Source organism: Corynebacterium sp. NML130628 (assembly GCF_001875665.1).
Lineage (GTDB): Bacteria > Actinomycetota > Actinomycetes > Mycobacteriales > Mycobacteriaceae > Corynebacterium.
In genome coordinates this window covers 1-23,046 of record NZ_MLAL01000026.1, presented here as the reverse complement: position 1 = coordinate 23,046, position 23,046 = coordinate 1, and the positions used below count along the sequence as shown (strand labels likewise).

23 protein-coding genes and 1 pseudogene are annotated in these 23,046 nt (G+C 63.5%); 10 read left to right on the top strand and 14 right to left on the bottom strand.

Features of this window, described 5'->3' with window-relative positions:
• Window positions 1–444: 444 nt before the first annotated feature.
• Entirely contained in the window at window positions 445–1,347 is a 903-nt protein-coding gene (locus tag BJP07_RS07485; RefSeq protein ID WP_143111745.1) for a 1,4-dihydroxy-2-naphthoate polyprenyltransferase, read from the bottom strand.
• A gap of 48 nt (window positions 1,348–1,395) precedes the next feature.
• On the opposite strand from BJP07_RS07485, the gene BJP07_RS07480 reads away from it, so the two are divergent.
• Window positions 1,396–2,235 carry a glycosyltransferase gene (locus BJP07_RS07480; RefSeq protein WP_071566865.1) on the top strand — a complete coding sequence of 280 codons (840 nt, stop codon included), beginning with the start codon at window positions 1,396–1,398 and terminating at the stop codon, window positions 2,233–2,235.
• On the opposite strand, the gene menE is transcribed toward BJP07_RS07480, so the two are convergent.
• The 3 genes from menE to BJP07_RS11230 form a co-directional block, all read right to left on the bottom strand.
• Window positions 2,232–3,359: an o-succinylbenzoate--CoA ligase gene (menE, locus tag BJP07_RS07475; RefSeq protein WP_071566864.1), complete on the bottom strand. Its 1,128-nt coding sequence runs from the start codon at window positions 3,357–3,359 to the stop codon at window positions 2,232–2,234. The two genes, BJP07_RS07480 and menE, sit on opposite strands and share 4 nt — an antisense overlap.
• Before the next feature lie 6 nt (window positions 3,360–3,365).
• Window positions 3,366–4,580, bottom strand: a complete 1,215-nt coding sequence (locus BJP07_RS07470; protein WP_071566863.1) for an ATP-binding protein — start codon at window positions 4,578–4,580, stop codon at window positions 3,366–3,368.
• 80 nt (window positions 4,581–4,660) lie between these two features.
• Window positions 4,661–4,798, bottom strand: a complete 138-nt coding sequence (locus BJP07_RS11230) for a hypothetical protein (protein ID WP_177222542.1) — start codon at window positions 4,796–4,798, stop codon at window positions 4,661–4,663.
• 282 nt (window positions 4,799–5,080) lie between these two features.
• Here BJP07_RS11230 and BJP07_RS07465 point away from each other — a divergent pair, with 282 nt between their 5' ends.
• Together BJP07_RS07465 and BJP07_RS07460 are read left to right on the top strand one after the other, a co-directional pair.
• Window positions 5,081–6,703 (top strand): ABC-F family ATP-binding cassette domain-containing protein, encoded by a 1,623-nt coding sequence (locus BJP07_RS07465; RefSeq protein ID WP_255365949.1) that lies wholly within the window; start codon window positions 5,081–5,083, stop codon window positions 6,701–6,703.
• The gene (locus tag BJP07_RS07460; protein WP_071566861.1) at window positions 6,700–7,941 is read left to right on the top strand and encodes an MFS transporter; all 1,242 of its coding nucleotides are present in this window, start codon (window positions 6,700–6,702) and stop codon (window positions 7,939–7,941) included. Before BJP07_RS07465 ends, BJP07_RS07460 begins: the two co-directional genes overlap by 4 nt.
• A 118-nt stretch (window positions 7,942–8,059) precedes the next feature.
• Here BJP07_RS07460 and BJP07_RS11505 read toward each other — a convergent pair whose 3' ends face one another.
• From BJP07_RS11505 to BJP07_RS07440, 6 genes and pseudogenes are all read right to left on the bottom strand, one after another.
• Window positions 8,060–8,191, bottom strand: coding sequence for a hypothetical protein (locus BJP07_RS11505; RefSeq protein WP_255365948.1), 132 nt, complete (start codon window positions 8,189–8,191; stop codon window positions 8,060–8,062).
• Window positions 8,192–8,353: 162 nt separating this feature from the next.
• Window positions 8,354–9,112, bottom strand: coding sequence for an ATP-binding cassette domain-containing protein (locus BJP07_RS07455; RefSeq protein ID WP_071566860.1), 759 nt, complete (start codon window positions 9,110–9,112; stop codon window positions 8,354–8,356).
• Window positions 9,113–10,159: an ABC transporter permease gene (locus BJP07_RS07450; RefSeq protein ID WP_071566859.1), complete on the bottom strand. Its 1,047-nt coding sequence runs from the start codon at window positions 10,157–10,159 to the stop codon at window positions 9,113–9,115.
• On the bottom strand, window positions 10,156–11,145 hold the full coding sequence (locus BJP07_RS07445; RefSeq protein ID WP_071566858.1) for a substrate-binding domain-containing protein: 990 nt from the start codon (window positions 11,143–11,145) through the stop codon (window positions 10,156–10,158). The genes BJP07_RS07450 and BJP07_RS07445 overlap by 4 nt, the downstream gene beginning before the upstream one ends.
• A 37-nt stretch (window positions 11,146–11,182) precedes the next feature.
• Window positions 11,183–11,323, bottom strand: a pseudogene (locus BJP07_RS11065) (AEC family transporter); the annotation flags it as partial.
• Window positions 11,320–11,652: a helix-turn-helix transcriptional regulator gene (locus tag BJP07_RS07440; RefSeq protein ID WP_071566857.1), complete on the bottom strand. Its 333-nt coding sequence runs from the start codon at window positions 11,650–11,652 to the stop codon at window positions 11,320–11,322. The gene BJP07_RS07440 and the pseudogene BJP07_RS11065, both read right to left, overlap by 4 nt.
• An 84-nt stretch (window positions 11,653–11,736) precedes the next feature.
• Here BJP07_RS07440 and arsB point away from each other — a divergent pair, with 84 nt between their 5' ends.
• From arsB to BJP07_RS07425, 3 genes are all read left to right on the top strand, one after another.
• Complete coding sequence (arsB, locus tag BJP07_RS07435) at window positions 11,737–12,822, top strand: ACR3 family arsenite efflux transporter (protein WP_071566856.1); 1,086 nt, start codon at window positions 11,737–11,739, stop codon at window positions 12,820–12,822.
• Between the two features lie 255 nt (window positions 12,823–13,077).
• Complete coding sequence (locus tag BJP07_RS07430) at window positions 13,078–14,454, top strand: TrkH family potassium uptake protein (RefSeq protein WP_255365947.1); 1,377 nt, start codon at window positions 13,078–13,080, stop codon at window positions 14,452–14,454.
• A complete protein-coding gene (locus BJP07_RS07425) occupies window positions 14,447–15,139 on the top strand; it encodes a TrkA family potassium uptake protein (RefSeq protein ID WP_071566855.1) in 693 nt (230 codons plus the stop codon). Before BJP07_RS07430 ends, BJP07_RS07425 begins: the two co-directional genes overlap by 8 nt.
• A gap of 579 nt (window positions 15,140–15,718) precedes the next feature.
• Here the strand turns inward: BJP07_RS07425 and BJP07_RS07420 are convergent.
• Both BJP07_RS07420 and BJP07_RS07415 read right to left on the bottom strand, forming a co-directional pair.
• Window positions 15,719–16,759, bottom strand: a complete 1,041-nt coding sequence (locus tag BJP07_RS07420; RefSeq protein WP_071566854.1) for a hypothetical protein — start codon at window positions 16,757–16,759, stop codon at window positions 15,719–15,721.
• Window positions 16,684–17,310, bottom strand: a complete 627-nt coding sequence (locus tag BJP07_RS07415; protein WP_071566853.1) for a 3'-5' exonuclease — start codon at window positions 17,308–17,310, stop codon at window positions 16,684–16,686. The genes BJP07_RS07420 and BJP07_RS07415 overlap by 76 nt, the downstream gene beginning before the upstream one ends.
• A gap of 392 nt (window positions 17,311–17,702) precedes the next feature.
• On the opposite strand from BJP07_RS07415, the gene BJP07_RS07405 reads away from it, so the two are divergent.
• A complete protein-coding gene (locus tag BJP07_RS07405) occupies window positions 17,703–18,077 on the top strand; it encodes a hypothetical protein (protein ID WP_071566869.1) in 375 nt (124 codons plus the stop codon).
• A 354-nt stretch (window positions 18,078–18,431) separates the two neighbouring features.
• Here the strand turns inward: BJP07_RS07405 and BJP07_RS07400 are convergent, their stop codons facing one another.
• Window positions 18,432–19,364 (bottom strand): 1,4-dihydroxy-2-naphthoyl-CoA synthase, encoded by a 933-nt coding sequence (locus tag BJP07_RS07400; RefSeq protein WP_071566852.1) that lies wholly within the window; start codon window positions 19,362–19,364, stop codon window positions 18,432–18,434.
• A 117-nt stretch (window positions 19,365–19,481) separates the two neighbouring features.
• On the opposite strand from BJP07_RS07400, the gene BJP07_RS07395 reads away from it, so the two are divergent.
• From BJP07_RS07395 to BJP07_RS07385, 3 genes are read left to right on the top strand one after another with little or no spacing between them, the layout of a single operon-like run.
• Complete coding sequence (locus tag BJP07_RS07395) at window positions 19,482–19,730, top strand: FeoA family protein (RefSeq protein WP_083584148.1); 249 nt, start codon at window positions 19,482–19,484, stop codon at window positions 19,728–19,730.
• 2 nt (window positions 19,731–19,732) lie between these two features.
• Window positions 19,733–21,640 (top strand): ferrous iron transport protein B, encoded by a 1,908-nt coding sequence (feoB, locus tag BJP07_RS07390; RefSeq protein ID WP_071566851.1) that lies wholly within the window; start codon window positions 19,733–19,735, stop codon window positions 21,638–21,640.
• The gene (locus BJP07_RS07385) at window positions 21,640–21,888 is read left to right on the top strand and encodes a FeoC-like transcriptional regulator (RefSeq protein WP_083584147.1); all 249 of its coding nucleotides are present in this window, start codon (window positions 21,640–21,642) and stop codon (window positions 21,886–21,888) included. The genes feoB and BJP07_RS07385 overlap by 1 nt, the downstream gene beginning before the upstream one ends.
• A gap of 294 nt (window positions 21,889–22,182) precedes the next feature.
• On the opposite strand, the gene BJP07_RS07380 is transcribed toward BJP07_RS07385, so the two are convergent.
• Window positions 22,183–22,875: a hypothetical protein gene (locus tag BJP07_RS07380; RefSeq protein ID WP_143111741.1), complete on the bottom strand. Its 693-nt coding sequence runs from the start codon at window positions 22,873–22,875 to the stop codon at window positions 22,183–22,185.
• Window positions 22,876–23,046 lie beyond the last annotated feature (171 nt).

The window sequence follows — 23,046 nt, the reverse complement described above, 5'->3', positions numbered from 1 at the left end:
CGGGGTTGGTGTTGTAGTGTGCCCAATCCCTCTCGGGTGGGTTTGGTATCAGCGGGGGAATATCGTGCGGGGACATGGGCGGGGACCTCCTTCGGTTCGGCGCTCACAACCAGCCTGCCACCTAGGGGGCCGTGCGTCTTTTGTCACTGGCGTGGTGGGGTCAGCACCAAATTCCTTGATTTTCGCGCGCCAGTTTGGAAAACCCCAGTTCGTGCAGGTCGCGTGAGGGAATTTGGTGTCGTGTATGAGCGGCGAGTGACAATGGACGCAGTCCTGCCGGTCGACCCCGGTAAAAGCCCAGGTCGCGAAAGGGGCCGTGCGTCTTTTGTCACTGGCGTGGTGGGGTCTGCACCAAATTCCTTGATTTTCCTGCGTCGGTTTGGAAAAGACCAGGTCACGCAGGCTGCGCAAAGGAATCTGGTGCGTGTTCGGCAAAGCCCAGCCCTACGCGTACGGCACGACCGCCCCGCCGAACGCCAGCGCAACGGCTGTGAGCACGGCCCACGCCAGCATCGCCTTGCCGTTGAGCCCGAGGACCGGGATGAGGGCGGTGCCGGTCGCGCCGCTGTGAACCTTCATGATGGCGGCGATCGCCAGCGGCAGCGCAACCAGTCCGACCAGCGCGGGCGCGTACACCAGGGCCAGCAGCACGCTGACTACGAACGGCACGCAGGCCAGGACGGTGAACAGGGTGCGGGCGCGGCTGTCGCCGAGGCGGACGGCGATGGTCTGCTTGCCGGAGGCGGAGTCGGTGGGGATGTCGCGGATGTTGTTGACCAGGTTCACGGATGCGGAGATTGCGCCGATCGCCACGGCGACGAGCAGGCCTTCCCAGGACAGGAAGCCGGTCTGGACGAACTCGGTGCCCATGACGGCGACGAGGCCGAAGAAGATGAAGACGCTGACCTCGCCAAGTCCGATGTAGCCGTAGGGGTTGTTGCCGCCGGTGTAGAACCAAGCGGCGGCGATGCAGGCCGCGCCGACCAGGATCAACCACCACGCCCCGGCCAGCACGGACAGGATGATGCCGAACAGCCCTGCAACGCCGAACGCGATGAAGGCGGCGAGTTTTACGTCTTTGGGGTCGGCGAGTCCGCTGGCGGTGATGCGTGTGGGGCCGGAGCGGTCGTCGTCGGTGCCGCGGATGCCGTCGGAGTAGTCGTTGGCAAAGTTGACGCCGATGATCAGCGCCCATGCCACAAGCAGCGCGAGCAGCGCGTGGCCCAGGTGGGCTTGCGCGGTAAAGGCGGCGACGCCGGTGCCGGCGATGACGGGGGCGAACGCGTTTGGCCAGGTGTGCGGGCGGGAGGCTTCCCACCACGCGTGCAGGTTGGGTTGTGCAGTCATGGTTTCCATCATGCCCCGTATCGGGGCTGTCGGCTAAAGTGGTGCGCCATGTGGGTCGATTATGTGGCGCGGCAGGCGGTGGCGCAGATAGGTGCGGCGCTGCGGCTGCCGTCGTTGCGGATGGCGGTGCGCGCCGGGCGCCTGGAGTTCCCGGCGGAAGGCGCCACCGTCATCAGCCTGACCTCCCATGGCGCGCGGCTGCGCACAGTGCACCACACCCTCGCATCGCTTTTGGTGGGGACCCGCCGCGTGCCGACCATCCTGTGGCTCGACGCCGGCGACTACCACGCACCCTGGCCCGAGCCGCTCCACGAACTTGTGCAGCGTGGCCTGCAGGTGCGCTGCTCCGACGGCCAATACGGCCCGCACACCAAATACTTCGGCGCGTTCCGCCAGTACGCGGGCGCGGGCGTCAGCGTGATCACGGTGGACGATGATGTGCTGTACCCGCGGTGGTTCGTCGAAAAGCTGGTGGTGGATCCGCGGGCGGTCACCGCCTACCGGGCCCACGAGATCGCCCTGCGTGGCGGCGAATTCGCGCCGTACCGGCAGTGGGGGCGCGTGCGCACCACCGCCCCGAGCCCACGGCACTTCGCCACCGGTGTATCCGGCGTGGCCTACCCGCCCGCGATGGTGGACTTCGTGGCCGCCCAGGGCGACGCTTTCCTGCGCGCCGCACCCAGCGCAGACGACGTGTGGCTCAACATGTGCGCGGTGCGCTCCGGACACTTTGTGCGGCAGGTCTTCGACAAGCCGAAGGAGTTTCCGCTGGTGCCGGGCTCGCAGTCGGTGGCACTCGTGCGGAAGAACCTGCGCGGGGGCAACGACGCCCAGCTCGCCGCAAGCTACAGCGCCGAGGACATTCGCGCCGTGGTCGGGGCGCGCTAGAACAGCTCGCGCACCGCGGACCGGTCGACCTTGCCCGGCCCCAGCAACGGCAGCGCCGCGACGCGCTTCAACTCCTTCGGCACCTGCCAGCGTGGCAGGTCCTGCAGCGCATCCATCACGTCCGGCACCTGCGCCTCACCCGCGAACGCGGCGCAGATCCGCTGCCCGAAACGCTCGTCCGGTACGCCGACCACGCACACATCCGCCACACCGGGCACGCCCAGCAGGAACCGCTCCAGCACCTCCGGCTGCAGCTTCAACCCGCCCGAGTCAATCACATTATCGACACGCCCTTCGACCGTCAGGTGGCCGTCGTGAAGCTGGCCTGCATCCGAGGTGCGGAACCAACCCGGCTCGGCGAAGTCGGGGTGCGCGGGCTGATTGCGGTAGCCGCGCGCCACCATGGGCCCGCCCAACCAGATGCGGCCGTCGCGGATGCGCACGTTCGCCCCGGCGATGGGGGTGCCGTCGTAGACGCAGCCGCCGGAGGTCTCCGAGGAACCGTACGTGGTCACCACGTTGATCCGCAGCTTCGCCGCCGAATCCAGCAGCGTCGGGTTCGTCGCCGCCCCGCCGACGAGCACTGCGTCGAAGCTGCGCAGCGCGTCGATGCCGGTGAGCGTCGACATCGCCTTGTCCAGCTGCAGCGGGGTCAGGGCGGTGTAGCAGCGGTCCCCGGTCGCCGCGATCTCCGCGGTGCACCCCGCGAACTCATCAACGTGGAACCCGTGGGTCAGGTCCACGAAGGCGGGCTCGACGCCTGCGACCATGCTGCGCACCAACACCTGGATGCCCGCGATGAACGCGGCCGGCATCGCCAACAGCCACTGGCCCGGCCCTCCCAACGCCTGGTGGGTGGCGTCCGCGCTGGCAATCAGGTTCGTCGGGGTCAGCAGCGCACCCTTCGGGGTGCCGGTGGACCCGGAGGTCGCCACCACTAGGGCGACGTCGTCGTCGATCGGCTCACCCACGCCTTGCGTGTTGCGCAGCAGGTTGGCGCGCGCCGGGTCGTTGGTCGGCACCGGCAGCAAGGCGCGCTGGCCGGTCAGAGCCTCCTCGAGGGCAGGCAGGATCGCCAACGGATCGGCAGGGTTAACGGGCAGGAGTTCCAGGTGCTTCGTCACGAAGCGTTAGTCTAGCGCCCCGCCCGCAAGCACCTCGATGGCGTCGCGCCACGTGACGTTGCCGGTGTCGGGGGCGAAGCGATCCGTCGTTACAAGGATGCAGCGGGATCCGGCGGGCAGTGTGTCGAACGGCGCGAGCTCGCGCGCGAGCGTTGCGGGTTCGGTAACCGTGAGCGCCACCTGGATGTAGAGTGTGCGCTGTCCATCATTGGCGATGAAATCGATCTCCCCACCGGGCACCTTGCCGGTGGAAACCTGGTAGCCGCGGCGGCGAAGCTCCAGGTAGAACATATTTTCCAAGTCGTGGCCGAAGTTAAAAGCGCGAGAGCCCAGCAGGGCTGTGCGCAGACCTGGATCGACGAAGTAGAACTTACCGTTCGTACTCAGCCATCGCTTGCCCTTCGTGTCGTAGTCCCGGCACTGATAAATGAGGTGCGCGTCCGACATCAAGCCGAGGTAGCGGTCGACCGTCTCACTCGACGCCTTGAGCCCCTCGTGCTTGAGGTGGCCCACGATGCGATTCGTGGACACCGGGTTACCTGCATTATCGAAGAGGAAGCGGGCCACACGCAGGAAAGCGTCGGTGTCGCGGATCTGGCCGCGCAGCGAAATGTCGCGGGTAAAGATGGAATCGAAGAGGGAGGAGTTCGCCTGACGAATCACCACCGGGTCCGCGAGCTGCACCGTGGCGGGGAAGCCGCCGATGGTGACCCACTCCTGAAACGCGCGGTCAAGTCCCGGGCGCGCGTCCGCTGGGTAGCGGAACTCCATGAATTCAGCCAGGGAAAGTGGCAGCATTGGGATCTCGATGTAGCGCCCCGCTAGATAGGTCAGCGACTCGCCAACGAACAGGGAGGCGTTGGAGCCGGTCACGCAGATCTCCAGCTGCTCGTTAAGTCGTAGTGAGTTGATCACGCGCGCCCAGTCCTTCAGCTCCTGCACCTCGTCAACGTGGAGGTAGCGCAGCCCCTGTGTGAGCCGTTGCGTAACGGTGTCGTGGAAGGTGGTCGGGTCCCGCAGTGTGGCGTTGGCCTGGTCCTCGAAGTTGACCACCATGATGGCGTCTTCCGGGGTGCCGTGCTCGCGCAGGTGGCGGCGGTACAACTCCAGGAGGGTCGATTTCCCGCAGCGGCGCACGCCGGTGATGATGCGTACGAAGTCGTTATCGGTGACTGCCAGCAGGTTGTCCAGGTATTGCTGCCTCGGGTACAGAGCTCTCATGCGTTTCGAGTATACCTGAAACCGCGCCAGAATTGAGCGCGGTTTCAGGTATACTCGAAACCGCGCAGCTGACTGTCCAGTTACCGGCCGAGCTCGTGGCTCAGCGCCTCGAGCTCCCCGCCGCCAGCGATGGCGCCTCCGCCTGTCGGCGAGCATCCGCCCAACACCGCCACAACAAGGCATAACGCCGAAACGACCGCCTTCCTGGACTTCTTCATTGTCAAAGTGTGAACCACCGCACTCGGGTGCGTCAAGCGGACTAGACGTATTGACCGGAGGCTGTAATTAATTTGTCGGGATCCGCCACGCTGGGTAAGCTCTGCCTCATGTATTCAGGCATCGCTTCCATGAAGCTGCGTTCCGCCCGCTGACGGCGGCGGGACCCCTTCTGACCTCTCGTCTGCCGTCCTGGCCATTTGCCGGGCGGTCATTTAGTGCTGCCCGGCTCCATGACGAGCTGAGAGTACGAAATGCCAATTACACCAACCTTGCGGTCATGTGTGTGGAACGGAACGCCCCGCGGGCCAGTCGCACACATCCGTGCCGAATCAATCCATATCACCTTGGGAGACAAGCACCTCCTGAACGGGGTGGATGTCACCGTCTCCGCCGGCTCACGCCTGGCGATCGTCGGCGACAACGGCCGTGGTAAGACCACCTTGCTCCATATCTTGGCGGGGCTCCTGACCCCTGACTCGGGAGTAGTGACCCAGATGGGTTCCCTCGTCCTGGTCAAGCAGGACATGCCCACTGAGGGCAACCGCACCGTCGGCGATCTCATCGCCGAAGCGACAGCTCCCTCCAGGGCTGCACTTGAGGCACTCGACGTGGCGAGCGCAGCACTCGCCGCAGGAAACGACGCGGCCGATGCCTATTCCGCAGCGCTCGAGACCGCCACGCTATTGGATGCTTGGGATGCAGAAAGGCGCGTGGACATCGCACTTGCAGGCCTTGACGCTTGCAGCGACCGCGCTTGCATACTGTCGACCTTGTCGGTCGGGCAACGGTACCGGGTCCGGCTTGCCATCGCACTTGGATCGACCCCTGACCTGCTCCTGCTGGACGAGCCCACGAACCACCTCGACGCTGCAGGACTGTCCTTCCTAACCGAACGACTGCGTGATCACCCCGGTGGCCTGGCTCTGGTCAGTCACGACCGCGCCCTGCTGCGTGATGTGGCGACCACCTACCTGGATCTCGACCCGGCCCGAGATGGCGTGCCGCGAACCTACTCGGGCGGCTACCAAGGCTGGATTGAAGGCCGCCGACGAGAACGCCTCGTGTGGGAACAGGACCACGCCGCCCAGGTCGCCCGGCACAAGGAACTGACACGCGCTACAGCCGAGGCACGCTCCCGCCTGTCTCAGGGGGGATGGAGACCTGACAAGGGCACAGGCAAGCACCAACGCGCCACACGCGCTGCTGGAGTGGTTCAAGCCTTCAACCGACGTATAGAAGACCTGAAACGTCATGAGATCGACGTGCCGACACCGCCACTGCGTCTAGCGTGGCCCGCCTCGACAACTCGTGCCGGACAGAGCATCATGAACGCCACCGAAGTTACTGTGAAGGACCGGTTGGACACTCGGGTGTCGGTTGACGTGAACGGCGGTGACCGGTTGGTGGTCACCGGACCAAACGGCGCGGGAAAGTCCACCTTGTTGGCAGTTCTTGCACAGCGTCTCGCCCCCACCACGGGACATGTGCGAGTGAACCCGAGAGCGCGCATCGCTCTGCTGTCTCAAGAGGTCTCCGACTGGGATCACTCCAGCCCCGCACACGAGGTCTACGAGGCGTACCTAACAAAGCTGGGCCGCCGATCTCAGGCGCCTACTCTCGGCTCGCTCGGGCTGCTCGAGGCCTCTGCAACCAACACGCCCGTGGGGCGCCTGTCGCAAGGACAGCAACGCCGACTTCACCTGGCCATGTGTCTGGCCCAGGACCCAGACCTGCTGCTCCTGGACGAACCCACCAATCATCTGTCATCGAACCTCGTCGACGACATCACCACCGAGCTCCAACAGGCCTCCTGCGCGGTGATCGTCGCCACCCATGACCGGCAGATGCTCCGCGACTTTACCGACTGGCCCCATCTGAACCTTGACTTGAAGGAGATGCTATGAACCCGCTTCACCCCTTGACCATCCCCACGTACCGCCAGTTGTTCGTAGCGATGGTGCTGACCATCTTCGCCCAGGGCGCCTGGGCCCTCTACCTGACCATGCAGACCCTCGACCTGGGCGCCACGCCCGCCACCCTGTCGGGTGTCGTGGCCTGGAGCGGCATCGGCCTGCTTGTGGGATCCCTCCCAGCTGGCGTAATTGCCGACCGGATCCCCAACAAGTCCGTCATCGTGGGTGTGCTCGCCCTGAACCTCGCCATCGCGACCGCGACGTCCACAGCAGCAATCCTCGACTTTGTCACCTTCTGGATGCTCGCGGTCTCCGCATTCATCATTGGCGCTTCAACCGCCTTCTTCTTCCCCGCCTACACGGCACTGGTGCCAGTCCTGGTGGATAGCGACGACCTCATGGCCGTCAACGGCCTCGAAGGCGCCACCCGTCCCTTGGTCGGACAGGCACTTGCGCCCGCCGTCGTCGGAGCGGTCATCGGCGCAAGCATGCCCGCCGCTGGTGGGTACCTCATCGCAGCAGCAATCGGACTTGGCCTGCTCGCGGCCCTGCGGCTTCCCACCCCCACCCGTGCCGAAACGGAGGCCGATGCCGACGCTGCGGCCGACTCACCGATCACCGACCTGCTCGATGGCTTCCGCTACGTTTCCCGCACGCGCTGGGTCCGCTCCAGTGTCCTGTTCGCGGCCGTTATGGGACTGGTCGTGACCGGACCACTCGAAGTCCTCCTACCCGCTCTTATGCGCTCCTCGCATGACAATGGACCTGCTCTCTACGGGGCCGTCCTGGCTGCCCTCGGCGCGGGCGGGTTGGTGGGCTCCCTGCTGGCGGGGTCGTGGCGCACACCGGAACGCTTCCTGCCCGCAATGGTCGGCGTCTGGGCGCTCGGATGTCTGCTCTTGTCCATTCCGGCGCTCACCAGCAATCCATGGGCCATCGGTGCAGGACTCGCGTTCTACGGGGCGCTGATCGGGATCGGGATGGTCATCTGGGGAACAGTGCTCCAAGAGCACGTCCCCTTGGAGATGCTCGGCAGGGTCGCCAGCCTCGACTTCTTCATTTCCATCGCCTTCATGCCTCTGTCCATCGCTCTCACCGGACTCTTCAGCCGCTTCATCGACTCCAGGACTCTGTTCATCACCGCCGGCCTGGTGCCACTGGCCATGGCAGCACTGCTCCTAGCCCTGGGTCAACTCAAGATGCCACAGAAGACGCTGGCCGAGGCATGAGAGACCTAAGACACACCAACATCATCCTCACACCTCTCCACCGCTTTGCTACCGCGGCGAGCTCGGCGGCTGGTTGCACTGGGTTTTCACGATTGACCAACGTTTGAGGTCAGTACAGCTAGAACACCTCGGCGATCAGCAGCCTGGCCGGCAGCGCCAGGAAGATGGTCAAAAACACGGTGTCGCGGTAGTGGGTGGCGGAGGGGGAGGTTGCTTGGCGACGATCCTTCGGCCTGCGCCAGCAACCCACAAATAAACACGTCCACGAGCCATACCCGGCTACGGGCGAACACCTCCTCTGCCATGTCTGGCAGCAGGGTGCGCTGGCCCGCAAGCACCCCGATGGCGTCGCGCCACGTGACGTTGCCGATGTCGGGGGCGAAGCGATCCGTGTCAGAAAAAGTCGTTACCGCTACCGGCCGAGCTCGTGACTCAGCGCCTCGAGCTCCCCGCCACCAGCCATCTGGTGCGTCAACTCCTCCAAGGTCACCTCGGCGCGTGGGGCGTCGAGCTCCTGGCGGCCCAGCTTCAGGATGGTGAAGTGGTCGCCGACCAGGTACGCGTGGTGCGGGTTGTGGGTGACCAACACGACGGCGATGCCGCGTTCGCGGGCAGCTGCGACGAAGCGGAGCACCACCCCGGACTGCTTCACGCCCAGGGCGGCGGTGGGCTCGTCGAGAATCAGCACGCGGGCGCCGAAGTACACGGCGCGCGCAATGGCGACGACCTGGCGCTGGCCGCCGGAGAGGTTGCCGGCGTCGACCTCGACGTCGGGGATGTCAATGCCCATCTCACGCAGCTGCTCGGCGCAGATACGTTTCATCTCGGCGTCGCGGAGCACGCCGAAGCGGCCGGTGAGTTCCTGGCCGAGGAAGAAATTGCGCCACACGCTCATTTCATCAACGATCGCGAGTGTCTGGTACACGGTGGCGATGCCGGTATCGATCGAGTCTCGGGGAGACGTGAAGGTGGCTGGCTGGCCGTCGATAAGTAGCTCCCCGGACGTGGGCTGGTGCAGGCCTGCGAGGATCTTGATCAGCGTGGACTTGCCGGCGCCGTTGTCGCCGAGCACACACGTGACCTCCCCTTCGCGCACCGCGAGGTTGACTCCGCGCAGCGCGTCGAAACTGCCGTAGGACTTCGTGATGTTCTTCAGTTCGATGACAGCCATTTAGCGCCCCTTTGTGTACTTTGCGAAGGACGTGTTCGTCAGCACAGCCACGAGCAGCGTTGCGCCGAGGAAGAACTTGAACCAGTCGGGGTTCCAGCCGGCGTACACAATGCCCTGGTTGGTCAGGCCGAAGATCAGCGCGCCGATCGCGGTACCAACCGCGGTGCCGCGACCGCCCGTCATGGCGCAGCCGCCGATCACCGCCGCGATGATGTACAGAAACTCGTTGCCCACACCCTGGCCGGCCTGGATGGAGTCAAAAGCGAACAAGGTGTGCATGCCCACGAACCAGGCGGCGAAGCCCACGCCCATGAACAGCAGAATCTTCACCCGGCGCACAGGCACACCCACGGCGCGGGCGGCGTCCTTATCCCCGCCAACGGCGGTGATCCAGTTGCCGAACTTCGTCCGGAAGAGCACAAACGAGGCAATCGCGACGAGCAGCAACCACCACAGCACCGTCACGTTCAGCGTCACGCCACCGACGCTGAAGGTGCCCGCGAACACCGCCTGCGCCGACGGGAAACCCTCCATGTCGGAGATGATTGGGGTGGCCACCTGGCCGGTCACCAGCTTCGTCACCGCCAGGTTGAGGCCCTGCAGCATCAAAAACGCCGCCAGGGTAATCAGGAAGGAATCAATGCCGGTGCGGGTGACCAAGTAGCCGTTGAGTGCCCCGATAGCCAGGGAAATCCCCAGCGCCATGAAGGCACCGACCCACGAGTTGAGGTGCAGCTTGTAGTTCAGCATCGTCGCGGCCAGCGCGGCGGTGGTCACGGCAACACCGGAGGAGAGGTCGAATTCGCCGCCGATCATCAGCAGCCCCACTGCGAGTGCCACGATCCCCAGCGTCGAGGACGCGTACAGGGTCGTCGCGAACGCCTCAAAGGAGCGAAACGCCGGCGCCACCGACAGGAAGAATGCAAAGATCGCGATGAAGCCCAGCATCGAAGCGAACTCGGGGCGCCGGATGAGCTTGGAAAATCCAGTGTGCGTTCGCAGCCTGTCATCGCTTGTCGACGCCCCTTCGCTCACCACCGCGCTCATCGCATGCCTGCCTTCGCTGCCTCGGCGACGGTGTCCACGTTGTCCTTATCCACGAAGCTTGGGCCCGTGTAGATGGGTCGGCCACCGCCGAGGGTCCCGCCGTTGCGTTTCGCGATCCACAGCGAGTCCACCGCGAGGTAGCCCTGCAAGTAGGGCTGCTGGTCCACTGCCCAGGCGACGCGGCCGTCGGCGATGGCGTCGACAAGCTCGGCGTTGGTGTCGAAGGTGGCAACCTGTGCCTTAGAGCCGGACTGTTTCACGGATTCGGTTGCGCGCATCGCCACCGGCGCTTGGAGGGCGAAGACGGTGTCGAAGCTCGGGTCCTGCGACAGCTTCGAGGTGATGGTGGACTGCACGGCGGTGAGGTCCTGGCCGTTGACGTAGAGCAGTTCCACGTTGCCGTCCAGCCCGTTGCGGATGCCATCGCACCGCGCCTCCTGGGAGGAGTTGCCCTGTTCGTGGATGACGCACAGGACATTCGTTTTTCCTTCCTCTTTGAGGCGTTCGCCGGCGGCGTTGCCCGCCACGGATTCGTCCTGGCCGAAGAACCCGGTCATCCCGTAGTTCTGGTATTTGCCCATACCGGAGTTGAGGCCGACGACGGGGATGCCGTGGTCCACGGCGTTACGGGCTGCCGGGCCGATCGCCTCGGCGTTGGGCATGGTGACGGCGATGCCGTCCACGTTGGCGTCGACAGCGGAGCGCACCAGGTTCGCCTGGTTCGGCGCCTGCGGGTCGGAGGAGTAGCGCAGCTCGATGTTGTCCTTCTTCGCCGCGTCCTCGGCGCCCTTGCGCACCAGGTCCCAGTAGGTGTCGCCCGGCGCGCCGTGGGTGACCATTGCCACCACGTACCTCGGCGTATCGACGCCACCAGCGGTCCCTTCAGCGTTCTCCGAGCGGGGTGCGCCGCCTGTTGAAGAGCACCCAACAAGCAACGCCGCAGCCATCAATGCTGCGGCAAAAAATGTAGTCCGTGTCTTAGCCATTGTACCAGTGTGATCCACCGCACCATGTTTGTCAAGGCTAGAACACCCCCGCGATCAACAACATCGCAGGCAGCGAAAGGAACGTGGTGAGGAAGACGGTGTCCCGGCAGATCACCTCACCGGAGCGGTACGTCGCCGCGTAGTTGTACACGTTCTGCGCCGTGAAACTGGCGCCTAGTCCATCTGAAGGACGGTGCGTAGTTCTGCGAAGGGGGCCGGGCAGATTTCGTGCGTGACGGTTCGGCCTGTCCGGGACTTTTTGAGTAGTCCGGCGTCGGCAAGCTTCTTGAGGTGGTGGGAGACCGTCGGCTGGCTGAGTCCTGAGCGCTCGGTAAGCGCTGTCACGCTCATCGGCTCGCACCCTTCTGCGGCGAGGCGGGAGAGGAGGCGCAGCCGGGCGGGATCTGCCAGCACTTTGAACAGGGCCGCGAAGCGCTCGGCGTCTTCTGGGGGCAGCGGGCCGGAGCCGAGTGAGCAGCAGTCTGGGGCGGGGGATTGTTCGTGCATGACTTCTACCTTCTCATATTGACAGCGGTCTATGTGGCCCTCTATTTTGTCATATTGATAGTTATCAATATGTGAGGTGATTGTATGTCAAACCCAGCGCCGACCCCCGCTCGAATGTCGTTCCTCGACAGATTCCTGCCAGTGTGGATCATCTTGGCGATGGCATTCGGTCTGCTGCTGGGCCGTGTCACTCCAGGGCTCAGCAGTATGCTTGAGCGTTTTGAAGTCGGCGGGATATCGCTGCCGATCGCGCTGGGCCTTTTTGTGATGATGTACCCGCCGCTGGCCAAAGTCCGCTACGACAAGACCCGCGAGATTGCCACCGACAAACGGCTCATGACCGTCTCCATCATCTTGAACTGGATCGTCGGCCCCGCGTTCATGTTTGCCCTGGCCTGGCTGTTCCTGCCGGACCAACCAGAGCTACGTACCGGCCTTATCATCGTCGGACTGGCGCGCTGCATCGCCATGGTGCTGGTGTGGTCCGACCTGTCCTGCGCCGACCGGGAAGCCACGGCCGTCCTGGTCGCCATCAACTCAATATTCCAGGTGCTCATGTTCGGCGTGCTCGGATGGTTCTACCTGCAGATCCTGCCGAGCTGGCTGGGTTTGGAGACCACCTCTGTGGAGTTCTCCTTCTTCTCCATCGTCACCGCCGTATTGGTGTTTCTCGGTATCCCGCTACTTGCCGGAGTGCTCTTCCGCATCATCGGTGAGCGAGTGAAGGGCCGTGCGTGGTACGAAGAGACCTTCCTGCCCGCGGTTTCCCCGCTTGCACTCGTGGGGTTGCTGTACACGATCGTGCTGCTGTTCTCCCTGCAAGGCGAGCAGATTACATCCCAACCGTGGACCGTTGCCCGAGTCGCCTTGCCACTACTGGGATACTTCGTGGGCATGTTCTTGATCGCCTTGGTGGTGTCGAAGGCGTCGGGGATGGGCTACGCCCAATCCGCCTCCGTGTCCTTTACAGCCGCGGGCAACAACTTCGAGTTGGCCATCGCGGTGGCAATCGGCACGTTCGGCGCCACCTCTGCCCAGGCGTTGGCGGGCACGATTGGCCCGCTCATCGAGATTCCCGTCCTCGTCGGCCTCGTCTACCTCATGCGCGGCATCGGGCCGCGGCTCTTCCCAGGCGATCCCACCCTGCCAGCTGCAAGGAGCCTTTCATGAAACCAGCGCCTTCTCGGCCGGCACGAAACCGGGCACGAAGCTGAACTAAGAATCCGTCGCCGCAATTGCCGAGGCCGCCGACACCCTGGAGCCCTAGAGCGCTGGCGCTCCGACGAACCGTCCGCTCGCGGCATCGAAGGTATGGCACGGATGCGCCTCGTGCGCGACGATATTGACGCTCGCCGCGAGGTGGACTCGGGGCGCGCGAACGGATGGCTCTTTTGCAGTCACCGTTTGCTCACTATGCTGTTGCCGGTGAGCAACACACCCCCTCCAAGGTGGTTCCGACCAGCGCAACTGACAGCGCTCGGATTCCTCATCTTGATCTTTGCTGGCACCGCCCTGCTCTGCATGCCGTTCGCCTCCGCCGACGGCACCACAACGCCGCTGATGGACGCGCTCTTCACCGCCACGTCCGCAACCTCCCTGACCGGGCTGGTCACCGTCGATACCGGCAGCCACTGGAGCGTCTGGGGCAGGATCATCGTCATCACCCTCATCCAAGTCGGAGGGTTAGGCATCATGAGCATCACGTCGCTGACCGGCATGCTGCTCACCGGGCGCGTCAAACTACGCGCCCGCTATTCGACGGCCGCCGAAGGCCGCCCAATCCTCGAAGGCGGAGTGCGCGCCACCCTCATCATGACGCTGCTACTCACACTCGCCTTCGAACTCATCGTTGCGGTCATCCTCGCGTGCCGTTTCGCCACCACCTACGACATGCCGCCGCTGCGCGCCGCCGGGGAGGGCATCTTCCACGCCATCTCCGCTTTCAACAACGCTGGCTTCGGGCTCCGCTCCGACAGCCTCATCTCCTACAACGCCGACGCCTGGATCCTGCTCCCACTCGCAGGCGCCCTCATCATCGGCGGACTCGGCTACCCGGTGCTCTCCGAACTTGTCCGGCGCAGCAAAGAACGAGCACGCGGCGTACTTCGCGGCACACCAGTCAGCACGCGCCGGTACTCCGTGACCACCCGCATGACCCTGAAAGGCACCGCATTCCTCATCGCCACAGCGATGCTGCTCATCGCAGCACTGGAGTGGCGCGGCTTCCTCGCCGACATGCCACTTGGCACGAAGCTGCTCAACGCCTTCTTCAGCGGCGTTACCCCACGCACCGCCGGATTCAACTCCATCGACTACGCCGACGCCAACCCCGTCACCTTGATGGTCACCGACATCTACATGTTCATCGGAGGAGGCTCCGCAGGCACCGCAGGCGGCGTCAAAGTCACCACCGTAATCGTGCTGCTTGCCGCCATGTCCGCAGAGTTTCACGGACGCGACGCCACCACCGTCGGGCACCGCACCGTGCCTAAATCCGTGGTACGCCAAGCGATGACGGTCGCCGCCGCCGGTGTCGGCTCCGTCACGCTCGGGATCGTGGCGCTGCGCGTATTCGACCCCCAATTCACCGCCGACCAGGTCGCCTTCGAAGTCGTTTCCGCCTTCGCGACGACAGGCCTGTCCGCGGGTATCACTGCGTCGCTAAGCATCCCCTCCCAACTTATCCTCTGCCTGCTGATGTACCTCGGGCGCATCGGCCCATTCACCCTCGTTGCGGCGCTTGCTACCCGTAACATTGCGCGCAGATACGACTACCCAGTAGAAAGGCCGTTCATTGGCTAAATTCCCCAGCTCCCTCCTGCGGGGCAAACAACGCATCGACATCCCACCCGTCGCCATCATCGGGCTTGGCCGATTCGGAGGATCGCTCGCCCACGAGCTCACCCGCAACGGCGTGGAAGTCCTCGGCATCGACGCCGACGAACGCCTCGTCCGCGAATACGCCCCACTTCTTACCGACGCCGTCGTCGCCGACGCCACCGACCCCGAAGCCCTCCGCCAACTCGGCGTACACGAAGTCGAACGCGCCGTCATCGCCGTCGGCACCGCACTGGAAGCCTCAATCCTGACCGCCTCCAACCTTGCCGACCTCGGCGTCCCCGACATCTGGGCAAAAGCCGACTCCGAATCCCACACCCGAATCCTGCAACGCCTCGGCATCCACCACGTCATACGCCCTGAACACGACACCGGCCGCCGCGTCGCCCACCTCCTCGGCGGACGCTTCCAGGACTTCGCCGAACTCGCCGAAAACTACGGCGTGATCAAAATGATCCCCCCACGCTCACTACTCAACGGGCCCCTAGACGGCGAACGCCTCTGGGAAAAACACCACGTACAAGTAGTGTCCGTGCGCTCCGGGGGAGGAGCCTGGCGCCCATTCGTCCAAGGCCAGGAACTTTCCCAATCAGACCTGATCGTGATGGCGGGTGCTCCGGACGACCTGGAGCGGTTCTCACAGCTCTAGGCGGGTGAGGCGCTGGTGCGGTTTGAGCGGTTTGGGGCGTGAAGGCGGGCCGGGTGCGCACCACATTCCCTTGCGCCGTGGTCACGACCTGGGAGTTTGCAAATGCGCCCGCCGAAAAATCCGGAATTTGGTGCGTAGGAGCGGCGGTCGTGGGAACTTTCTTCGCAGACAGCCGTCGCGACCTGGGGAAACGAGAGCGTTGGTCGACCGGAATGGGCCTGAGACGCGAAGTAGTTCCCGATGCCGGGAACTACTTCGAAGGGCACAATGGGCCGTGAGCGCAGTGTGGGACGCCAAGCCCCTCCGCTGAGCTCTTCGAGGATTACGACAATCCACGCACTACAGCTTGGAACTTCGGGGCTGCGCCGCTGTTTTGGACGCGCAGTAGGACAGGAAGTGCGTTCCCGGCGGTGCAGTAAACCTGCAGCTCACGGGTGTCGTACCCGTTTTTTGCAACGGTTTTATACCCGTTTTTGCAATTTCGGGAGAATGGGCTTCCCGACTATCGTTGGGGTGATTGGTTGCAGTCGAAAACCTCGCCAAAAGACGACGAAGAGCTGCAGTCTCGCAGCATTCTGATTAGCGGCGCTTGTTCAATAGCCACCTGATGAGCGCGAGCGGGGACGCGAATATTGCGACTATCAGGGACAGCGCACTAATCGATATCAGGAAATCGGCAACTGGGTGTTCAGCTGTCATGCCAGTGATTACGGCAAGTAACACCGCAAGCACGAACGAGGAGCCACCCACGATTCCTGACCATTTAATGATTGTCGCGCCGACGTTTGTTTTTTCCTCTAGCACTGAAAGTGGCCCCGGTGAACTTGGTTGTACTGGAGCCGACGATGGGGAAACACTAGGTACATAGGCTGATGAGTACGCTGCGGCGAGCAGCTCGTCCGGGGTTGGATCGGCAACCGCTTCGGGCTTTTCGGCGACCGCCTCCGCCTCCACCTTAACCGGCTCCTCGACGCCGTCGACGGCGAGGTCCACTACCATTTCCACGAGCTGGCTGCACCGCTTCGGGCCGACGCTGTGCAGGTCAAGCAGGTCGTCGGCGCTGGCGTTGAGCATCTCCGGGTGTTCGAGGCTCCACATGGCGAGGTAGCGGTCGATGCCGCGCCCGGTCGCTTCGGGGACGTGGTGGGGTTTGAGGTTGTCGGCGATCTTGTGCAAGGGGCGATCCGGGTGCTGCTCGATCCACGCGGTGGCGATGCGCGAACTCGACGAGCCAACAGCGTGCGACTGCTCGGGGGTCAGCCAGGAAAACTGCTCCGGGGCAGTAACAGACGGAGCAACCGCAGACGAAGCGCCAACAACGGGTGTGTCCTTGGTCGGTTCCTCCATGGACTTCAGTAGTCGGGCGAAGTGGGTCTCGCTCATGATTGGGATGCCGTACTCGCGTGCTTTCTTCGCTTTCCCGCTCATCGAATCCGGGTTCGCCGCAACAAGGGCGGCGCACGTGCGGGTCACTCCGCCGACGTCGAGGCCGACGGCTGTCGCGCGTTCCGCGTCGGTGATGACGCGGTCTACAAGTGCGCAGGTCAGCTTGGTGCGGTAGTCGGCAAGCTGCGCGAAAGCTGCCCAGCCCAGGACGGCTCGCCGCCGCGGGGGAGACACGGGGCCTCAGCGGCGGGGGTGGTGAACGTCGCCACCGGATACTTCTCGACGTCCACTCCGTTACCCACGCACAGAAAGCGGAGGAGCTCCGCGGTTGCCTCCGCGTCCGCGAGCGCGGAGTGCGCAAACCGGTTACGGATCCTCGCGATGTCCAACGCCTCACTCAACTTTGCGACGCCCAAATACTGCTTCGCCAACCGCATCGTGTCCAGCCACTCACACAAACCGTCCTCCGCACCAGCGCGCGCGAACTCGTTGGTGAGGAACCGGTGCTCAAACGAAGCATTGTGTGCCACCAGCGTGCGGCCATTGAGCAGCGAGCCCAGGTACGGAGCGACGTCGCAAAATAAAGGTGCATCCACCACATCAGTCGCCGTGACCTTATGGATGTAACTATTCGGAATGTCGCGCTCCGGCTGGATTAGTGTCTCCCATGTGCGCTCCACGGAGAGGTCGGGGCGCAGCAACACCACGCCGATCTCCACAATGCGGTCCTGGTTGCTCAGCCCTGTCGTCTCCAAATCGACGACCGCAAACCCGTTCCGGCCCATTCCTGCTCCTTTGTTCATCCGTGTTGGGGGCGTCACTCAATATAAAGCACGCCCGCGACACTCCACGGGTGAAGTCGGCCGGGTGTTCGATGGAACCGGAGAGGGAGTTGTGACGTCTAACGAAAAGCAAGAGCAATCGAGCGTCAACTAGCAGTTGACAAAAATATGCAACGGGGGGTTGAAATGTGAAGAGGTATGCAGTAATAAAGAAATTGCGTAATGAAGCCAGGCGACAGGGACTTGAATTTGAAGCAATCGCACTCACTAAACACGATGCATACCGAGTCGGAAATACGACGAGAACGCTTGGTAGACATCGGGAAATCGATGATTTGGCAGCGCGTAAGTTCTTTGACCAGTTTCAGGCAGAGTTAGGAAAAGGGGGGGTGGAGATGAGATCGTTCACTGTCACAGCAGAGCGTGGCGCGAGCGGAGCATGGGTTTTAGAGTGCGAAGAGCTTGGAGTTGTTTCCCAGACTCGTCGCCTCGACGGGGCAAAAAGCGAGGTGATTGAGGCTCTCGCATTCCAGTCGGGACTTGCTCCATCCGATTTTGAAGTTGAGGTGGTCCCGATTTTGTCGGGCGAGGTTGAAGCGCTTCGGAAGCGCGCAGAAGAGCTTGGTAGCAAGGCACAAGAAGTAACCGAGCAAGCCGCGGCTGCCAAGACTGAACTCGCCCAGAAAATGAAAGCGGAGGGCTTCACTCTTCGCGAGATGGGAGAGGTGCTTGGGGTCTCCCACCAGCGAGCTGCTGACTTAGTCGGTTAAAGGAGTGAGCGAGACGGATTTGGGCTCTCGACTACGACTCACGTCGCCTACCTGATCCGCACTGACAGTGGCCGGTGTCGGCTGGGGTGACACCAAATTCCTTTGCGCAGCGGTCGTGACCTGGGAGTTTGCAAAACCGCTCGCCGGAAACCTGGAATCTGGTGCGAAGAAGCAGCGGTCACGGGAACTTTCTTCGTAGATAGCGGTCGCGACCTGGGGAAACGGGAACGTTGGTCGATCGGAACCAGCCTCAAACGAAAAATAGTTCCCGGCGGGAACTATTTCGAAGGGGCCACGAGGGCCACGAGGGCCACCAGGCCACCAGGCCACCAGGCCACCAGGCCCACACCGGCCCTAGTAGTAGAACGGGAACTCGTCCCAGCGAGGCTCGCGCTTTTCCAGGAAGGAGTCGCGGCCCTCGACTGCTTCGTCGGTCATGTAGGCGAGGCGGGTGGCTTCACCGGCGAAGACTTGTTGGCCCATGAGGCCGTCGTCGACAAGGTTGAAGGCGAACTTGAGCATGCGTTGCGCGGTGGGGGACTTGCCGTTGATTTCGCGGGCGACCTGGATTGCTTCTTCTTCCAAGGCGCCATGCGAAGCGACGATGTTGACCGCGCCCATGCGGTACATGTCCTCCGCCGAGTAGGTGCGGCCGAGGAAGAAGATTTCGCGGGCGAACTTCTGGCCCACCATCTTGGCCAGGTAGGCGGAGCCGTAGCCGGCGTCGAAGGAGCCGACGTCGGCGTCGGTCTGCTTGAACCGGGCCTCCTCCTTCGAGGCGATGGTCAGGTCGCAGACGACGTGGAGCGAGTGGCCGCCGCCGGCTGCCCAGCCGTTCACCACCGCGATGACCACTTTGGGCATGGTGCGGATGAGGCGCTGGACTTCGAGGATGTGGAGGCGTCCGCCCTCGGCCTTGACGCGCGCTTCGTCGACGGTGTCGGCGGTGTCGCCGCCTGCGTACTGGTAGCCGGAGCGGCCGCGGATGCGCTGGTCGCCGCCGGAGCAGAATGCCCAGCCGCCATCCTTCTCAGAAGGGCCGTTGCCGGTCAGCAACACCACACCGACGTCAGGTGAGCGCCGGGCGTGGTCGAGTGCCCGGTAGAGTTCGTCGACGGTGTGGGGGCGGAACGCGTTGCGGACCTCGGGGCGGTCGAAGGCGATGCGGACGATGCCGTCGGCGCGCGTGGTGCCGACGTGGCGGTGGTAGGTGATGTCGGTGAAGTCAAAACCTTCGACTTCGCGCCATTGGGTTGGGTCGAATGGTTGCGCAGTGGAATAGCTCATGGTTTTGTAGTCTACGGGGCGCAGGTGCGTACGGTTATCGGGGAGGCTACCCCCACTGTGAGGCAACCAATGTCTAAGGCATTGCTTACCTAATGCGCCCGGAGTTAAATCAAACGTATGAGTCTGATAACGAAAACTGCCGAGGGCACCCTCGCCCGCATCCCCGTCGGCGACAGCGCCGTTATCGCGGCGCTTGACACCACTCCGACAGCCGCCCGCCGTCTCCAGGAGCTCGGGCTTCGTCCAGGCCAACGCGTCAGCATTATGCAGTCCACGGCTGGGGGAGGGCGCGTCGTGAAGGTGGCGACGTCCCGCTACGCGCTCAGCGCCGATGCGCTGCGCGGCATCAAGGTGAGCGTGGCATAGTCATGGCGGATTTCACCCAGGTCCCATCGTGCTGCGGGCCGCACGCAGATACCGCCGTCAAGGGCGAGCCGACCATCGCGTTAATCGGCGCCCCGAACGCCGGCAAATCCACCCTGTTCAATGCGTTGACCGGCGCGAACGTGAAGATGGGCAACTGGCCCGGCACCTCCGTGGAGATCTCCCGCGGCGTGTGGGCGGGCTCCTACAACGTCATTGACTTTCCTGGCGCCTACTCGCTGGACCCGCAGAGCCCCGACGAGGAGCTGACCCGGGAGCTGCTGTTGGAGCGTTGTCAGGCAGAGCGCCCGGACGCGGTGGTGGTCGTCGTTGATGCGGCGAACCTGGCCCGCGGCCTATATATGGTGGCGCAGCTGGCGGAGACGCCGTACTGCATTGTGGTCGCGCTGACCAAGATGGACGTGGCCAGCGCGGAGGGCATTGCGGTGGATGCGGCGGCGCTGCAGAACGCGCTTGGGCTGCCTGTGGTCGCGGTCGACCCGCGCAAGAGGGATGTGCGCGGCCTGCGCGAGGTTATCGACGCCCAACTCGCCGAACCAGCGGTCACCCTGCGCCCAGTGGCTACCACTGACGACTTCGAGCTTGCCGACGCCCGCTTCGCCTGGGTCGACGGCGCCGTCGAAAAGGCGGCATCGGATACTGGCCACCAGCAGACGTTCACCGAGCGGCTGGATAGGTTTGCGCTGCACCCGGTGGTTGGCCCGCTGATGTTCCTGGTGGCGATGTGGATGGTCTTCGAGATCACCACCACGGTGGCGAAGCCGCTGCAGGACGGGCTGGAGAACTTCTTCGGCGGCCCGGTCTCCGATGCGGCGCTCGCGGTGCTGCCCGACATTGGGTGGCTGCGCGGCCTGGTCGTTGACGGCCTGATTAACGGCGTGGGCATGGTCCTCACGTTCGCGCCGCTGATGGCGTTGATGTTCCTGTGTCTTGCCGTGCTGGAGGACTCTGGCTATATGGCGCGCGCGGCCGTCGTCGCGGACCGTGTGATGCGCGCGATGGGGTTGCCGGGCAAGGCGTTCATCCCGCTGATCGTGGGTTTTGGTTGTAACGTGCCGGCGATTTCGGCAACGCGCGTGATGGGGGACCCGCGCCACCGCCTGATGACGGCCCTGCTGGTGCCGTTCACCTCCTGTAGTGCGCGCCTGACGGTGTACGTCATGCTGGGCGCGACGTTCTTCCCGGATCATGCGGGCACCGTCGTCTTCGCGATGTACGTCATTTCTATTCTGTTGGTCGTGCTGACTGGCCTGGTGCTGCGTAAGGTGCTGTGGTCCACGATGGGCACCGAGCCGCTGGTCATTGACCTGCCGGTCTACCAGCTGCCGGGTGCACGCCTGGCGCTGTCGGTGATGTGGGCGCGCCTGCGTGGCTTCTTGGAGACTGCCGGCAAGATCATCGTCGCAACCGTCGTGGTGGTGTGGGCGTTGCAGTCCACCCCGGTGGCCGCCGACGCGCAGTTCGGCGAGGTGGCGCCGCAGGAGTCGGTGTACGGCACCGTGTCCGATGCGATTGCCCCCGTGTTTGCCCCGGCCGGTTTCGATTCCTGGTCCCTGGCCGGCCCGCTGATTACCGGGTTCGTGGCCAAGGAGGCCGTCATTTCCAGCTGGGCCCAGACCTACTCGCTGGAGGAGCCCGAGGAGGGCGACGGCAATTCGCCGCTCAGCAAGGCGATCCGCGAGGACTTCAACCAGGCCTCCGGCGGCCACGCGATACCTGCAGTGTGGGCGTACATGCTCTTCCTGCTGGCGTACACCCCGTGCGTGGCTACGCTTGCCGCGCAGCGCCGTGAGATCGGCCTGAAGTGGACGATGTTTGGTGTCGTGTTGCAGATGGCGATGGCGTGGGCCCTGGCCGTTGGCGCGTTCCAGCTGCTGAAGGTGTTCTTCTGATGGCCGGCCCGATGTCGGCGGTGCTCGGCGCGCTGCGCGAAGGCTGCGTGAGCCGCGAGGAGATCGCGCGCCGCACCAGCCTTTCGCCCATGACTATCGACGCCGTCATGTCCCACCTCGAGGCCACCGGCGAAGTGCAGCGCCGCGCCCTCAACGATTCCTGCGCGGGCGGCTGCGGTGGCTGTTCCTCGCGCGGTGCGTGTTCGATCCAGCAGGGTCCCGTCGCGCTGGTGCTCGGCCGGCGCTAGGGGATCGGCTAAAAGTTCTGAAGAGCAGAACCTGGACCGTCAGCTCGATCAACTCCACGGGGCAGGTGCCTCGCCGGTGCGCTGTTGGATCTACATACGATCGCCGAGAACCCTGTGGGCAGCGGGGCCTACAAGGGACTGGCGAAAGCTCTTGCCGATGTCCAGGTTTCCCAGGCCCCGAAGTGGGTGACCCGTCGGTTGTCTCGGTATTGGGCTGACCGCCCTGTACAAGCACTTCGAAGACGGTTCCGAGTTTTTCACTGTGCTGTGGGCGGTTTCTTTCGGGGGGTTCAACTACTTTCCATAGGTTTCTGAAATGGACGCAATACCGCAGTCAGGACTACCGCAAGCGGACCGTTCCACATTAACGCTAAAAAGAACCGTGTTTGGATCATTCCATTTCCGGACTTCGATTGTTCCCGCCCGCCGTATGCCAAATTTTGGCTCTCTACCAGGAGTCTTCATTCTGATGAAGTTATCCGCAGAAAACTCTTCGATATGCCCAACTTTCTCCGGTTCGCTCGAATCGCGTCTATTGATATAAACATTCCCAGATTTGTCAATGACTCCATTCTCCCCGTTCGGAAGTGTGCGGGTAATCGCAAAGTCTTCGCTAAGCATCATGGTGAGGGGGTGAATATTGTGGACGTCGAGCTGCTTTTTTGCGCTATCTACCGACACTTCGAACGAAGTTAGATGGGTCTTCCGCCCCTCCGAGTGTCCCTGCAGAACCTCGAACTTTCCATCGCCCAAATAATTGACGTAAGGATATTTGAAATTTGTTTCTACGTCGTACCCGGGTGGAAACGGGATCTTGGTTAAATTGCCATCAGACTCAAGCAGGTACAACTCGTTTTCGTTGGCATTTCTTTCATTTTCCTGCGGATTCCCGACGATTAGCGCTTCTGAGTCCCCAACTGCTAGGGAGTGCGGTATTGCGGGGAAGTCCTGCTCAATAATCTCCCCGTCATCTTTCAGTAACATCACTGAGTGGGAAAATACGGCAGATTGAGATGTATTCAGGATAGCGACCCCTCGTGCCGTTGAACTTGTGAACTCCCCAGGTCACCCGGTGTTACACCGGGTAGGAAGGACACACAGCAATGACGGTAGTCATCCCTCCCACCAGCCGCGCCTCGGAGGAGTTCACCACAGAAC